This is a genomic window from Pantoea sp. QMID4 (assembly GCF_030270445.1).
Classification (GTDB): Bacteria; Pseudomonadota; Gammaproteobacteria; order Enterobacterales; family Enterobacteriaceae; genus Pantoea; species Pantoea vagans.
In genome coordinates, this window is the sequence record NZ_BSXL01000001.1 from 783,025 (window position 1) to 796,787 (window position 13,763).

13 protein-coding genes are annotated in these 13,763 nt (G+C 56.0%); 9 read left to right on the plus strand and 4 right to left on the minus strand.

Annotation, left to right across the window (positions count from 1 at the left end; genetic code table 11):
- Positions 1 to 65 precede the first annotated feature (65 nt).
- The 6 genes from aspS (at position 66) to ruvB (ending at position 5,591) form a co-directional block, all read left to right on the plus strand.
- Positions 66 to 1,844, plus strand: a complete 1,779-nt coding sequence (gene aspS, locus QSK07_RS03510) for an aspartate--tRNA ligase (RefSeq protein WP_275222534.1) — start codon at positions 66 to 68, stop codon at positions 1,842 to 1,844.
- Positions 1,844 to 2,275 carry a dihydroneopterin triphosphate diphosphatase gene (gene nudB / locus QSK07_RS03515; protein WP_285720458.1) on the plus strand — a complete coding sequence of 144 codons (432 nt, stop codon included), beginning with the start codon at positions 1,844 to 1,846 and terminating at the stop codon, positions 2,273 to 2,275. Before aspS ends, nudB begins: the two co-directional genes overlap by 1 nt.
- 285 nt (positions 2,276 to 2,560) lie before the next feature.
- Positions 2,561 to 3,304, plus strand: a complete 744-nt coding sequence (locus tag QSK07_RS03520; protein WP_033732924.1) for a YebC/PmpR family DNA-binding transcriptional regulator — start codon at positions 2,561 to 2,563, stop codon at positions 3,302 to 3,304.
- A 37-nt stretch (positions 3,305 to 3,341) separates the two neighbouring features.
- A complete protein-coding gene (gene ruvC, locus QSK07_RS03525) occupies positions 3,342 to 3,869 on the plus strand; it encodes a crossover junction endodeoxyribonuclease RuvC (protein ID WP_003849205.1) in 528 nt (175 codons plus the stop codon).
- A gap of 94 nt (positions 3,870 to 3,963) precedes the next feature.
- Positions 3,964 to 4,578, plus strand: a complete 615-nt coding sequence (ruvA, locus tag QSK07_RS03530) for a Holliday junction branch migration protein RuvA (protein ID WP_098050281.1) — start codon at positions 3,964 to 3,966, stop codon at positions 4,576 to 4,578.
- Positions 4,579 to 4,586: 8 nt separating this feature from the next.
- Positions 4,587 to 5,591: a Holliday junction branch migration DNA helicase RuvB gene (ruvB, locus tag QSK07_RS03535; RefSeq protein WP_275222538.1), complete on the plus strand. Its 1,005-nt coding sequence runs from the start codon at positions 4,587 to 4,589 to the stop codon at positions 5,589 to 5,591.
- Here the strand turns inward: ruvB and znuB are convergent, their stop codons facing one another.
- Both znuB and znuC read right to left on the minus strand, forming a co-directional pair.
- Positions 5,592 to 6,377 carry a zinc ABC transporter permease subunit ZnuB gene (gene znuB, locus QSK07_RS03540; RefSeq protein WP_098050283.1) on the minus strand — a complete coding sequence of 262 codons (786 nt, stop codon included), beginning with the start codon at positions 6,375 to 6,377 and terminating at the stop codon, positions 5,592 to 5,594. It lies immediately after the preceding gene.
- Complete coding sequence (znuC, locus tag QSK07_RS03545; protein WP_285720459.1) at positions 6,374 to 7,129, minus strand: zinc ABC transporter ATP-binding protein ZnuC; 756 nt, start codon at positions 7,127 to 7,129, stop codon at positions 6,374 to 6,376. Before znuC ends, znuB begins: the two co-directional genes overlap by 4 nt.
- A 77-nt stretch (positions 7,130 to 7,206) precedes the next feature.
- Here znuC and znuA point away from each other — a divergent pair, with 77 nt between their 5' ends.
- The 3 genes from znuA to lpxM all read left to right on the plus strand — a co-directional run bounded on the left by znuA (position 7,207) and on the right by lpxM (position 10,599).
- Positions 7,207 to 8,154 carry a zinc ABC transporter substrate-binding protein ZnuA gene (gene znuA / locus QSK07_RS03550; protein ID WP_285720460.1) on the plus strand — a complete coding sequence of 316 codons (948 nt, stop codon included), beginning with the start codon at positions 7,207 to 7,209 and terminating at the stop codon, positions 8,152 to 8,154.
- 13 nt (positions 8,155 to 8,167) lie between these two features.
- Entirely contained in the window at positions 8,168 to 9,499 is a 1,332-nt protein-coding gene (mepM, locus tag QSK07_RS03555) for a murein DD-endopeptidase MepM (protein WP_013358166.1), read from the plus strand.
- Positions 9,500 to 9,624: 125 nt separating this feature from the next.
- The gene (lpxM, locus tag QSK07_RS03560; RefSeq protein ID WP_285720461.1) at positions 9,625 to 10,599 is read left to right on the plus strand and encodes a lauroyl-Kdo(2)-lipid IV(A) myristoyltransferase; all 975 of its coding nucleotides are present in this window, start codon (positions 9,625 to 9,627) and stop codon (positions 10,597 to 10,599) included.
- Between the two features lie 349 nt (positions 10,600 to 10,948).
- Here lpxM and QSK07_RS03565 read toward each other — a convergent pair whose 3' ends face one another.
- Together QSK07_RS03565 and pyk are read right to left on the minus strand one after the other, a co-directional pair.
- On the minus strand, positions 10,949 to 12,181 hold the full coding sequence (locus tag QSK07_RS03565) for an MFS transporter (RefSeq protein WP_098050288.1): 1,233 nt from the start codon (positions 12,179 to 12,181) through the stop codon (positions 10,949 to 10,951).
- An 85-nt stretch (positions 12,182 to 12,266) separates the two neighbouring features.
- Complete coding sequence (gene pyk / locus QSK07_RS03570) at positions 12,267 to 13,709, minus strand: pyruvate kinase (RefSeq protein ID WP_098050289.1); 1,443 nt, start codon at positions 13,707 to 13,709, stop codon at positions 12,267 to 12,269.
- Positions 13,710 to 13,763: the final 54 nt, after the last annotated feature.

Consider the following 13,763-nt stretch of genomic DNA (forward strand, 5'->3'; position numbering starts at 1 on the left):
GCATCGCATCAGGTAACGCGGCCGGATGCTGTCAGCTGCAGCGGCGAAGTTAAAAGGATAGTGTTATGCGTACAGAATATTGCGGACAGCTCAATCTGTCTCATGTGGGTCAGCAAGTCACGCTTTGCGGCTGGGTAAACCGCCGTCGCGATCTGGGCAGTTTGATTTTTATCGACATGCGCGACCGTGAAGGCATCGTGCAGGTGTTCTTTGATCCCGATCGTCAGGACGCATTTAAGCTGGCTTCTGAACTGCGTAACGAATTCTGCATCCAGATCACCGGTACCGTGCGCGCACGCGATGAGAAGAACAAAAACAGCGACATGGCGACTGGCGAAGTCGAAGTGTTTGCCCAGGCGCTGACCATCATCAACCGCTCTGAGCCACTGCCGCTGGACTCAAATCAGACCAACAGCGAAGAAGCACGCCTGAAATACCGCTATCTGGATTTGCGTCGCCCTGAGATGGTGACGCGTCTGAAAACCCGCGCAAAAATCACCAGCTTTGTCCGTCGCTTTATGGATGACGAAGGGTTCCTGGATATCGAAACCCCGATGCTGACCAAGGCGACGCCAGAAGGCGCACGTGACTATCTGGTGCCAAGCCGGGTTCACAAAGGCAAATTCTATGCGTTGCCGCAGTCACCACAGCTGTTCAAACAGCTGCTGATGATGTCCGGCTTTGACCGCTACTATCAGATCGTAAAATGCTTCCGCGATGAAGATTTACGTGCCGATCGCCAGCCAGAATTTACCCAAATCGACGTAGAAACCTCCTTTATGACCGCGCCACAGGTGCGTGAAATTATGGAGCGTTTAATCCGCAATCTGTGGCAGGACGTGAAGGGCGTTGATCTCGGTGAGTTCCCGCAGATGACCTTCGCGGAAGCGATGCATCGTTACGGTTCCGATAAGCCCGATCTGCGTAACCCGATGGAGCTGGTGGACGTTGGCGACCTGCTGAAAAACGTGGAATTCCAGGTCTTCTCTGGCCCGGCCAACGATGAAAAAGGCCGTGTTGCCGCGCTGCGCGTACCGACCGGTGCCCAGCTGAGCCGTAAGCAGATTGATGAATATGGCAAGTTCGTGGAGATTTACGGCGCGAAAGGCCTTGCATGGATGAAGGTTAACGTCCGTGCCGATGGTCTGGAAGGCGTTCAGAGCCCGGTTGCCAAGTTCCTGAATGCTGAGATCGTTGAAAGCATTCTGAGCCGTACCGGCGCACAGGATGGCGATATCATCTTCTTTGGTGCCGACCGCGCCAAAGTGGTCGCTGACGCACTGGGTGCGCTGCGCCTGAAAGCGGGCCGCGAGCTAAACATCACCGATGAGAAAGCCTGGGCACCGCTGTGGGTGATCGACTTCCCGATGTTCGAAGAGGACGAGGAAGGCGGTCTGGCTGCAATGCACCATCCGTTTACTGCGCCAAAAGAGATGAGCGCAGAAGAGCTGGCGGCCGATCCAACCCGTGCCGTGGCGAATGCCTATGACATGGTGATCAACGGTTATGAAGTGGGCGGCGGTTCAGTGCGTATCCACAACGGCAAAATGCAGCAGACGGTGTTCAGCATTCTGGGTATTGAAGAGCATGAGCAGCGTGAGAAGTTTGGCTTCCTGCTGGATGCGCTGAAGTTTGGTACACCACCGCATGCGGGCCTGGCTTTTGGTCTCGATCGCCTGACCATGCTGCTGACCGGCACCGACAATATTCGTGACGTTATCGCGTTCCCGAAAACCACGGCGGCAGCCTGCATGATGACCGAAGCGCCAGGCGAAGCGAACCCGGCTTCTCTGCTGGAGCTCGGTATTCAGGTGGTTAAAAAAGAAAAGCCTGAGAATAAATAATGGGCTATAAACACCCGGTTTCAGTGCTGGTCGTCATTTCGGCGCGCGATAGTGGCCGGGTGCTGATGCTGCAGCGGCGTGACGATCCCGCGTTCTGGCAGTCGGTGACCGGCAGCCTGGAAGCGGGAGAGTCACCGCTGGCAACCGCATGTCGTGAGGTGAACGAAGAGGTCGGCATTGACGTGCTGGCTGAGCGGCTGGAAATAGAAGATTGTCAGCGTCAGATTGACTTTGAAATCTTTCCCCATTTTCGCCATCGCTATGCACCGGGCGTCACCCATAATCACGAGCACTGGTTTCGTCTGCAACTGCCGGAAGAGCGTGATATCACGCTGACCGAGCATCTGGCGTTTCGCTGGCTGGCACCCGCTGACGCTGCAGCATTAACCCGATCATGGAGTAACCGCCAGGCAATTGAAGAATTTATCTGAATGCTCGCCATCGCCCGGTATTCCGGCGGCGGATAGATTAAATTTTATGAATCTGGTGAGTTCTAGCAGGACTACACCAACCTATTGAACAGTCAGGCGTCATCCTCGCCACGAAATTGTTCACCGTCAGCGCGACGTCACCTGCGTACACCGCTATGTGAGGATGATGCGCAACGCTCGGCTCTCAGGGCAGTCAGGTTGTCACTCGCCAGGCTGAGCACCGACGGTAAATAAGCTCGCAGCCAGGAGAGTCTGCACCCTGTAAAAGATCGGAGAAAAGTTATCATGGCAGGACACAGTAAGTGGGCAAACACCAAACACCGTAAGGCGGCGCAGGATGCTAAGCGCGGTAAAATCTTTACCAAAATCATTCGTGAACTGGTGACAGCGGCCAAGCTGGGCGGCGGCGATCCGGGTTCCAACCCGCGTCTGCGTGCAGCGATGGATAAAGCGCTGGCAAACAACATGACCCGTGACACCATGGATCGCGCTATCGCACGCGGTGTGGGCGGCGATGACAACGCCAACATGGAAACCATCATTTATGAAGGTTACGGTCCTGGCGGCTCAGCCATCATGATTGAATGCCTGAGTGATAACCGTAACCGTACCGTGGGCGAAGTGCGTCACGCCTTCACCAAAACCGGCGGCAACCTTGGTACCGACGGCTCCGTGGCTTACCTGTTTAACAAAAAAGGCGTTATCTCCTTCGCACCAGGTCAGGATGAAGACGCGGTGATGGAAGCCGCACTGGAAGCGGGCGGCGAAGACATCGTCACCTATGACGACGGCGCGATTGATGTCTTTACCGCATGGGAAGAGATGGGCACCGTGCGTGACGCACTGGAAGCCGCTGGCCTGAAAGCGGATACCGCAGAAGTGGCAATGATCCCGACGACCAAAGCGGAAATGGATGCGGAAACCGCACCAAAACTGCTGCGTCTGATCGACATGCTGGAAGATTGTGATGACGTGCAGGAGGTTTATCACAACGGTGAGATCTCCGACGAGGTGGCGGAAACGCTGTAATGACGTTTACCGTCACAGCGTTAACCGGAGAGGCGTAATGTCGATTATTCTGGGTATCGATCCCGGCTCACGCATCACCGGTTATGGTGTTATTCGTCAGACCGGTCGCCAGCTCACCTATCTGGGCAGCGGCTGTATCCGCACCAATACCACCGAGTTGCCCGCCCGCCTTAAGCTGATTTATGCGGGCGTGTGCGAAATCATCACGCAGTTTTCACCCGATTTCTTCGCTATCGAGCAGGTGTTTATGGCGAAGAATGCCGACTCCGCGCTAAAGCTCGGCCAGGCGCGGGGTGCCGCGATCGTTGCTGCGGTAAACCACGATCTGCCGGTGTTTGAGTATGCCGCCCGTCAGGTGAAACAGACGGTAGTGGGCATCGGCAGCGCTGAGAAAAGTCAGGTGCAGCATATGGTGCGAACCCTGCTGAAACTGCCGGCAAATCCGCAGGCGGACGCCGCCGATGCGCTGGCGATAGCCATTACTCACTGTCACGTGGCTCAGAACGCCGCGCGCATGAGTGACAGCAAGCTGGTGCTGACGCGTGGACGTTTGCGCTCAGGTTAAGGCATCGCACAGAACACACGCTCAGGCTGGATATTCATCCAGCCTTTTTTATGTTATAAAATCCGCCACATTCGTTAGTTAAGGAAGCATTCAGGTGATAGGTCGTTTACGGGGCAACATTCTGGAAAAGCAGCCGCCACTGGTGCTGCTTGAGGCACACGGCGTAGGCTATGAAATTCACATGCCCATGACCTGTTTTTATGAATTGCCTGAACTTCAGCACGAAGCGGTGATTTTTACCCACTTTGTCGTGCGTGAAGATGCTCAGCTGCTGTTTGGTTTTAACAGCAAGCAGGAGCGCGCACTGTTTCGAGAACTGATTAAAGTGAATGGCGTCGGCCCCAAGCTGGCGCTGGCGATCCTCTCCGGCATGTCGGCGCAGCAGTTTGTAACGGCGGTAGAAAAAGAAGAGATTGCGTCACTGGTGAAACTGCCTGGCGTGGGTAAAAAGACCGCTGAGCGTCTGGTTGTCGAGATGAAAGACCGCTTTAAAGGGATGCACGGCGACCTGTTTGGCGGCGATTCGGCCTTTACGCTTACCACGCCGAGCGCCGAGCCGGAAACCAACGATGCGGAATCCGAAGCGGTTGCAGCGCTGGTATCACTGGGTTATAAACCGCAGGAAGCGAGCCGTATGATCAGTAAAGTTGGCCGACCGGATGTGGATTGTGAAACCCTGATCCGCGAAGCGCTCCGCGCCGCCATTTGAGGTAAGTCATGATAGAAGCCGACCGCCTGGTCTCCGCTGCCAGCATTAACGAAGAAGAGATAATCGACCGCGCCATTCGCCCGAAGATGCTCACCGAGTATGTCGGTCAGCCGCAGGTGCGGGAGCAGATGGAGATTTTCATCAAGGCCGCACAGCTGCGCGGCGATGCGCTGGATCATCTGCTGATCTTCGGTCCGCCAGGTCTGGGTAAAACCACGCTGGCGAACATCGTGGCCAACGAGATGGGCGTAAACCTGCGCACTACCTCGGGTCCGGTGCTGGAGAAGGCAGGCGATCTGGCGGCGATGCTCACCAACCTTGAACCGCATGACGTGCTGTTTATCGATGAGATCCATCGCCTGTCACCGGTGGTGGAAGAGGTGCTCTATCCGGCGATGGAAGACTATCAGCTGGATATCATGATCGGTGAAGGCCCGGCGGCGCGTTCGATTAAGCTCGATCTGCCGCCGTTTACCCTGATTGGCGCCACCACGCGTGCAGGCTCGCTGACCTCGCCGCTGCGCGATCGCTTTGGCATTGTGCAGCGTCTGGAGTTCTATCAGGTTAAAGATTTGCAGCACATCGTAGGACGCAGTGCCGCCTGTCTGGGCCTGGCACTGAGTGACGAAGGAGCATTAGAAATCGCCCGTCGCGCACGCGGCACTCCGCGTATCGCTAACCGCCTGCTGCGCCGCGTGCGTGACTTCGCAGAGGTGCGGGCCAATGGTGAAATGAGCGGTGAGGTCTCCTGCAGCGCCCTGGATATGCTTAACGTCGACAGTGAAGGGTTCGATTATATGGACCGTAAATTGCTGCTGGCGATCATCGACAAGTTCATGGGTGGGCCGGTGGGGCTGGATAACCTGGCTGCCGCGATTGGTGAAGAGCGTGAGACCATCGAAGATGTGATTGAACCCTTCCTGATTCAGCAGGGTTTTATTCAGCGCACACCGCGTGGCCGTCTGGCCACGCAGCATGCTTATCGTCACTTCGGCATTACGCGCGAAGAGTAACTACACAGCCGGTTTGCGCACCATGCTGAAGATAAACAGAATGGCGGCGCAGAGCACTACTGACGGCCCGGCAGGCGTGTCGTAAAACGCGGAGAAGGTGAGACCGCCGGTGACGGCGATCACGCCGATGACCACCGCGACGGCAGCCATGCCTTCCGGCGAGCGCACAAAACGACGTGCGGTGGCAGCCGGAATAATCAGCAGTGAAGTGATGATCAGCGCACCCACAAACTTCATCGCCACGCCAATCGTCAGCGCCGTGACCAGCATCAGAATCAGCCTTGTACGCTGGATATTCACGCCATCCACCTGCGCCAGTTCCGGGCTGATGGTCATTGACAGCAGCGAACGCCACTGCCACGCCATCACCAGCAGCACAATCACCACGCCGCCACCCATCATCCAGAGATCGTCTGGCGTAACCGCCAGCAGGTCGCCAAACAGATACGCCATCAGATCGACTCGCACGTTCTTCATCAGGCTGACGACAACCAGGCCCAGCGACAGCGCGCTGTGCGCCATAATGCCCAGCAGGGTATCGATAGCCAGATGCGGACGCCGCTCCAGCCAGACCAGTCCCAGCGCCAGACAGACCGTCACCAGAATCACTGCGTAGTAGGGGTTCACGTTCAGCAGCAGGCCAAAGGCTACGCCGAGCAGAGACGCGTGCGCCAGGGTATCGCCAAAGTAGGACATCTTACGCCAGACGACGAAAGAACCCAGCGGACCGGCAGCCAGCGCTAACATCACACCGCCTATCCAGCCCGGTAATAACAACTCAATCATGATGAACCCTGTCCTTTGCGTAAAACGATACGTCCCTGAAGGTCGTGAAGATGATTATGGTGATGACGGTAGATCGCCAGCTCCTGCGCACCGCGCGGGCCAAACATCGCGATGAATTCGGGATGCTGCGAGACGGCTTCCGGCGTGCCGGAACAGCAGATGTGATGATTGAGGCACAACACCTCATCGGTTTTCGCCATCACCAGATGCAGATCGTGGGAAACCATCAGCACACCGCAGTTCATCTCAACCCGTAACTGATTGATCAGGTCATAAAGCGCAACCTGACCGTTCACATCCACACCCTGTGTCGGCTCATCCAGCACCAGCAACTGAGGCTGATTCAGCAGGGCGCGCGCAAGCAGCACGCGCTGAGTTTCACCGCCGGAAAGCTTTTGCAACGGGGAGTTGAGCAGATGGCCCGCCTGCACACGTTTCAGGGCCGGCATAATTTCCACGTGTTTGCTGCCACGTGTCAGACGCATAAAACGCTCAACCGTGACCGGCAGGGTGGGGTCGATGTACAGCTTCTGTGGCACGTAGCCGATACGCAGAGCAGAATCACGCTGAACCGAACCAGTTGTGGGGGCGAGCAGGCCGAGCACCACACGCACCAGTGTTGATTTTCCGGCACCGTTGGGACCCAACAGGGTGAGGATTCGACCAGGCTGCAACGCCAGACTGACGCCTGATAACACATTGCGCTGGTTAAATTTTATCGAAACGTTATCGAGTGTGACAAGTGAGGTCATAGTATTTACAGGTTGCACAGAATTTCGAATGTTATAATATCACATTCCACCTCATGGTCACGATGGAATGACGCAATATGTTACATAATAATAAGGGCTCAATTTTCGCCCTGACTGCTTTATCTGTTTCAGCTTTGTTAACCCTTCCTGCCCAGGCGAATGTCGTGGCTTCACTCAAACCGGTAGGTTTTATCGCCGCAGCGATTGCTGATGGCGTTACACCGGTTGAGGTGTTGCTGCCGGACGGCGCGTCCGAACACGACTATGCCTTGCGGCCATCTGATGCAAAACGCTTAAAAAACGCGGACTTAGTTGTCTGGGTTGGGCCAGAAATGGAAGCCTTTATGGCAAAGTCGGCGGCTGAACTTCCGGCTCAAAAAAACCTTGCGATTAAGAACATCGACGGCGTAAAACCGTTATTGATTAGCGGTGGTGAAGATGAAGATGAACACGCAGTGGAAAAATCCGAAGATCAGGATGCTGAAGCGCATCATCACCATCACGGCGAGTTTAATATGCACCTGTGGTTGTCGCCAGAGATTGCGCGCAAAACCGCGGTTGCAATCCATGGAAAATTATTGGAACTTATGCCGCAAGATAAGGCCAAACTTGACGCCAACCTCCAGCAGTTTGAGGTAGCTTTGGCAGACACGGACAAACGCGTTAGGGCACAACTTGCTCCGGTCAGAAATAAAGGATATTTCGTTTTTCACGACGCTTACACGTACTTTGAAAAGCACTACGGTCTCTCGCCCGCCGGGCATTTTACCGTCAATCCTGAAATTCAACCGGGCGCTCAGCGTTTACACCAGATACGAACACAGTTGGTTGAGCAAAAGGCGGTCTGCGTCTTTGCTGAGCCACAATTCAGACCAGCAGTCATCGATGCTGTCTCCCGCGGAACACAGGTGCGTAAAGGCACGCTTGATCCCCTGGGCACGGACATCAGCTTAGCCAAAGACAGCTATGTGAAATTCCTCTCACAACTGTCGAGCCAGTATGAAAGCTGCCTGAATGGAGCATGAGGAATAGGTAAAAGTGCAGCAGATAGCCCGCTCTGTCGCCCTCGCATTTAATAATTTGCCGCGCCCCCACCGCGTAATGCTGGGATCGTTAACTGTAGTCACTCTGGCCGTCGCTGTCTGGCGGCCTTACGTTTATCATCCGACGGATGATGTGACGCCCATCGTTAAAAACATTGAACTGGATAAGAACACGCTCCGCACGCTGTTGCCGGAAGCCAGTGAGCCGATCGATCAGAGCACACCGGAACCGGACGAAGAGCTGCCTGCGGATGATGTCGACACCGACGTGCCCGAAACGGCAGGGGTGCATGACTACACTGTTTCATCCGGCGATACCCTGAGCAGTGCCCTGAATCAGTATGGCATCGACATCAGTGATATCAATGCGCTGGTGGTGAGCGATCGCGATCTGCGTAATCTGCAGGTCGGTCAGCAGCTGAGCTGGACGCTGGATGATGATGGTGGCCTGAAAACCCTGAGCTGGGAAATTTCCCGTCGTGAAACCCGCACCTATGAGCGCACCCCAGCCGGTGGCTTTAAGATGGATGCGGAGATGCAGAAGGGCGAATGGCGCAACAGCGTGATGCAGGGCGAAGTGCGCGGCAGTTTCGCCGCCAGCGCCATGCGGGCGGGGTTGAGCGGGGCTGAAGCCAGCGCCGTGATTAAAGCGATGCAGTGGCAGATGGACTTCCGTAAGCTGCGTGCTGGCGACCAGTTCAGCGTGCTGATGTCACGTGAAATGCTGGATGGCAAGAGTGCCCAGAGTCAGTTGCTGGGCGTGCGCCTGCGCAGCGGCGGTAAAGATTATTACGCATTCCGCGCGGAAGATGGCAAGTTCTACGATCGCAGCGGCTCCGGTCTGGCACGCGGCTTTATGCGCTTCCCGACGGTTAAGCAGTATCGTGTCTCTTCCAACTTTAATCCGCGTCGTCTTAACCCGGTAACGGGCCGCATTGCGCCGCACAAAGGCGTCGACTTTGCGCTGCCAATCGGTACGCCGGTGCTCGCAGTGGGTGATGGTGAGATCGTGGTAGCGAAAAACGGCGGTGCCGCCGGTAACTACGTCGCTATCCGTCATGGCCGTCAGTATATGACACGCTATATGCACATGAAGAAAGTGCTGGTGAAGCCAGGTCAGAAAGTGAAACGTGGCGACCGTATTGGACTGTCCGGCAACACCGGGCGCTCCACCGGACCGCATCTGCATTTCGAAATCTGGATCAATAACCAGGCGGTTAACCCATTAACGGCGAAGCTGCCGCGCATGGAAGGTCTGACCGGCAAAGATCGCAGCGACTACATGGCACAGGTTAAATCCTGGCTACCTCAGCTGGGTCTGAAGTAAGAGAATTTCGTCAAATCGCGCAAAAACCGACGGCTTCTCCGTCGGTTTTTTGCTATCTGGCGCAGGATGATTGCAAATTTTCAGGTCGTCACTATCATAAGCCGGTCATTGCTTGAGGCGAGTGCATGGAAACCCGTAAAAAAAATAACATTGAATTTATTCCCGTTTTTGAACGTTCTTTTCTCAAACCTAAGTACTGGGGCAGCTGGCTGGCAATAGGTGCGCTGGCGGGTCTGGCGTATTTACCGCCGAAAGTGCGCGATCCGCTGCTGGGCCGGTTAGGCCGGTTTGCCGGTAAGCTGGCAAAGGGCGCACGTCGCCGCGCGCTGATTAATCTCTATTATTGCCTGCCGGAACTCAGTGAAGAGCAGCGTGCCACGCTGGTCGATGAGATGTTTGCGACAGCGCCGCAGGCGATGACAATGATGACCGAGCTGGTGCTGCGCGATCCTGCTCGCATCCGGCAGCGCGTTGAGTGGCATGGTCGTGAAATCATCGACCAGATGAAAGCTGAGCAGCAGAATGTGATTTTCCTGGTGCCACACGGCTGGGCGGTGGATATTCCTGCCATGCTGCTGGCGTCAGAAGGCCAGAAGATGGCGGCCATGTTCCACAATCAGAGCGACCCGCTGCTGGACTACGCCTGGAACACGGCCCGTCGTCGCTATGGCGGCCGGATGCATGCCCGCAACGACGGGATTAAGCCGTTTATCAGTTCAGTACGTCAGGGTTACTGGGGCTACTATCTGCCCGATCAGGATCACGGTGCCGAGCACAGCGAATTTGTCGATTTTTTCGCTACCTATAAAGCGACATTGCCTGCGGTAGGCCGGCTGATGAAGGTGTGCCGAGCCCGCGTGGTGCCACTGTTCCCGGTCTATAACAGTGAAACGCATAAGCTTGAGATTTATGTGCGTCCGCCGATGGACGATCTGCTGCAGGCCGACGATCACCAACTGGCTCGCCGGATGAATGAAGAGGTGGAGATGTTTGTTCGCCCGCATCCCGAGCAGTACACGTGGATCCTCAAGCTGCTGAAGACCCGTAAAGAGGGTGACATCGAACCCTATTCGCGCAAAGAGCTTTATCCGCGCAAGTAGCAGAAAGGCCGCGAGAGCGGCCTTTTTGGTACGTCGGGTTTGGTTAGCGGTAAGTTCGAAAATGCTTAGGGAACACGGTCAGATCGGAAAGGCGCTTAAGCCATCCCTGGCCGCTCGGCCCGCGCCATCCGTGGCGCGGGACGCTTTCCTCCTCTGCCCGTGTTCCCTGCGCTTTAAGTTTATTTGCCGCTTTCAGATTCACTCAGATCCAGCGATTAAGTGATAATAAAAGGCCGCTTTCGCAGCCTTTTATGAGTGAATAAAAGCGCTGACTCAGGAAGCATACCCCCTGCCAAAGACGCAAACCGCCATCCGTGGCATGCTCAGCGCAGACGATTACGTAGCTTTGTTATAACGCTTCCAGCCTGCTGCGACGTTTGCGCTCGCGCATAAACAGGGTCACGAGACCAAACCACAGCACGCCACTGATAAAGTTAATCAGACAGAACCACAACGTGCCGCCGCTGAAGTAGCCACTTTTCGCCAGCTCAATTCCCACCGCCAGCGTCAGAATACTGATCATCCCCAGCATGGCCGCCACGCTGCCTTTGCCTTCATCGCTGGCGTAGAGCGTCAGACGATAAAGTCCGGCATTCACCATCCCCGCGCCAAAGGCGTAGAGGCTCAGGCCCGCCGTGATGAGCAGATAACCGTGGCTGTTCATCAGGCTTGCTACCAGCGCCAGACTCAGGCCAATCAGAATCGGCCAGGCGGCGAACTTTACCGGCTGTTCAATCGGCACCCGTCCGGCCAGCTTACTCAGCGTCAGATTACCGGCAATCATCGCCAGAAAAACCGGCAGCTGCAGCAGGGCATACTGCATGCGAGACAGACCTTCGTCATGCATCAGGATCACCGGTGACAGCGCAACCCAGGTGAGGATCGGAATAAACACCAGCCCGATAGCAAAAGACCCAAACATCACCAGCCGGTCTTTCATCAGTCGGCCATAGTTACGCGCCAGATTCGGCAGGGAGATGGAGTGACTTCGGTCGCCTGCGGTTTCGGGCATCACACGCCACAACACCACAAACGCGACCAGACTGCAGGCGGCAAACAGCCAGAACATACTGCGCCAGCTGCCCACGGTGAGCCAGGCGGCGCCGGCAAGCGGACCTGCCAGCGGGGCCAGCAGCGCGACGTTAGCCATCAGCGCCATCATGCGCACCGCCAGCGCCTCATCAAAGGTTTCCTGAATGGCGGCATAGCCGACCGCGCCGATAAAGCAGAGGCTGATACCCTGGATAAAACGCAGGCCAACAAACTCTTCAATCGAGCTGACCCAGTTGGTCAGTAGGCAGGCGACGGCAAAAAACAGAATGCCGGAGAGCATCACCGGTCGCCGGCCAAACTTATCAGAGAGTGGACCCAGCAGCCATTGCAGAACCACGCCACCAATCAGGTAAGCGGTCAGCGACGTAGAAACCCATTCCGGGCCAACGGAGAACTCGCTGGTGACGATCAGCATGCCGGGCTGGATCATGTCATGAGCGATATAGGTAGCAAACTCGAACAGGACTAACGCCAGAGGAAAAAGTAAAATTCGGCCGGTAAGCTGGCTGATGGGCTGGAAACGGGGCATCTTGCCTCCTTGTCAGAAAAGAAAAACGCGACTGCCAGGCAGTCGCGTCGTTGATTCTACACCGACAATGTAAACGCGGGCGCAATTAATCCACGCGCAGCACGCGGGTCGTGTTGGTGGTGCCGGTGGCGCCCATCACATCACCCTGGGTCACGATGACCAGATCGCCTGAAACCAGGAAACCTTTATCGCGCAGCAGATTAACCGCGTCGTGTGCGGCCGCAACACCGTCGTTGTTACTGTCGAAGAACACTGGCGTCACACCGCGATAGAGTGCAGTGAGGTTCAGCGTACGTTCATGGCGAGACATCGCAAAGATCGGCAGGCCCGACGTGATACGTGAGGTCATCAGCGGAGTACGTCCCGACTCGGTCATGGTGATGATCGCAGTAACGCCCTGCAGATGGTTTGCGGCGTACATGGAAGACATGGCGATTGCTTCTTCGACGTTGTCGAACTGCACATCCAGACGGTGTTTGGAGACGTTGACGCTTGGGATCTTCTCCGCGCCCAGGCAGACCTTCGCCATCGCTGAGACGGTTTCTGCCGGATACTGACCCGCTGCGGTTTCTGCAGAGAGCATCACAGCATCGGTGCCATCCAGCACGGCGTTAGCCACGTCCATGACTTCTGCGCGGGTTGGCATCGGGTTAGTAATCATCGACTCCATCATCTGCGTCGCCGTAATGATGGTGCGGTTAAGCTGACGGGCACGACGAATTAATGCTTTCTGAATGCCGACCAGTTCGGGATCGCCAATCTCAACGCCCAGGTCGCCACGCGCTACCATCACCACGTCTGATGCCAGAATGATGTCATCCATCGCTTCCTGGCTGGCAACCGCTTCGGCACGTTCCACTTTAGCGACCAGCTTAGCGTCACAACCCGCTTCACGCGCCAGACGACGCGCCAGGTTCATATCTTCGCCACAACGTGGGAAGGAGACGGCCAGATAATCGACGCGGATCTTAGCGGCGGTGATAATGTCTGCCTTGTCTTTTTCGGTCAGCGCTTCAGCTGACAGGCCGCCGCCCAGCTTGTTAATGCCTTTATTGTTCGACAGCGGGCCACCGACAGTGACTTCGGTGAAAACTTTCGTGTTCTGAACTTCCAGCACCTTCAGCTGCACACGGCCATCATCCAGCAGCAGGATATCGCCCGGCACCACATCTTCAGGCAGACCTTTGTAGTCGATACCAACGCGCTCTTTATCGCCTTCGCCTTTACCCAGGCTGGCATCCAGCAGAAAACGGTCGCCGATATTCAGGAAAACTTTGCCTTCTTTGAAGGTCGAAACACGAATTTTTGGGCCCTGGAGGTCACCGAGGATAGCCACGTGGCGGCCCAGTTTTGCGGCAATTTCACGCACTTTATCGGCACGTAGCTGATGGTCTTCTGGCGTGCCGTGAGAGAAGTTGAGTCGTACAACGTTCGCACCGGCAGCGATGATTTTTTCGAGGTTATTATCACGATCGGTGGCCGGGCCGAGGGTTGTTACGATTTTGGTTCTTCTGAGACGTCTTGACATCGGGGACTCCGTAAACATTTAAGCGTGTCCGGGTCTGTGGACACAGCATGGTTA

Coding starts and splice junctions, on each gene's coding strand:
- lpxM (WP_285720461.1), top strand. CDS start 9,625: ATGGAAACCCGTAAAAAAAATAACATTGAATTTATTCCCGTTTTTGAA.
- nudB (WP_285720458.1), top strand. CDS start 1,844: ATGGGCTATAAACACCCGGTTTCAGTGCTGGTCGTCATTTCGGCGCGC.
- znuB (WP_098050283.1), bottom strand. CDS start 6,377: ATGATTGAGTTGTTATTACCGGGCTGGATAGGCGGTGTGATGTTAGCG.
- znuC (WP_285720459.1), bottom strand. CDS start 7,129: ATGACCTCACTTGTCACACTCGATAACGTTTCGATAAAATTTAACCAG.
- pyk (WP_098050289.1), bottom strand. CDS start 13,709: ATGTCAAGACGTCTCAGAAGAACCAAAATCGTAACAACCCTCGGCCCG.
- QSK07_RS03520 (WP_033732924.1), top strand. CDS start 2,561: ATGGCAGGACACAGTAAGTGGGCAAACACCAAACACCGTAAGGCGGCG.
- ruvB (WP_275222538.1), top strand. CDS start 4,587: ATGATAGAAGCCGACCGCCTGGTCTCCGCTGCCAGCATTAACGAAGAA.
- znuA (WP_285720460.1), top strand. CDS start 7,207: ATGTTACATAATAATAAGGGCTCAATTTTCGCCCTGACTGCTTTATCT.
- ruvC (WP_003849205.1), top strand. CDS start 3,342: ATGTCGATTATTCTGGGTATCGATCCCGGCTCACGCATCACCGGTTAT.
- aspS (WP_275222534.1), top strand. CDS start 66: ATGCGTACAGAATATTGCGGACAGCTCAATCTGTCTCATGTGGGTCAG.
- QSK07_RS03565 (WP_098050288.1), bottom strand. CDS start 12,181: ATGCCCCGTTTCCAGCCCATCAGCCAGCTTACCGGCCGAATTTTACTT.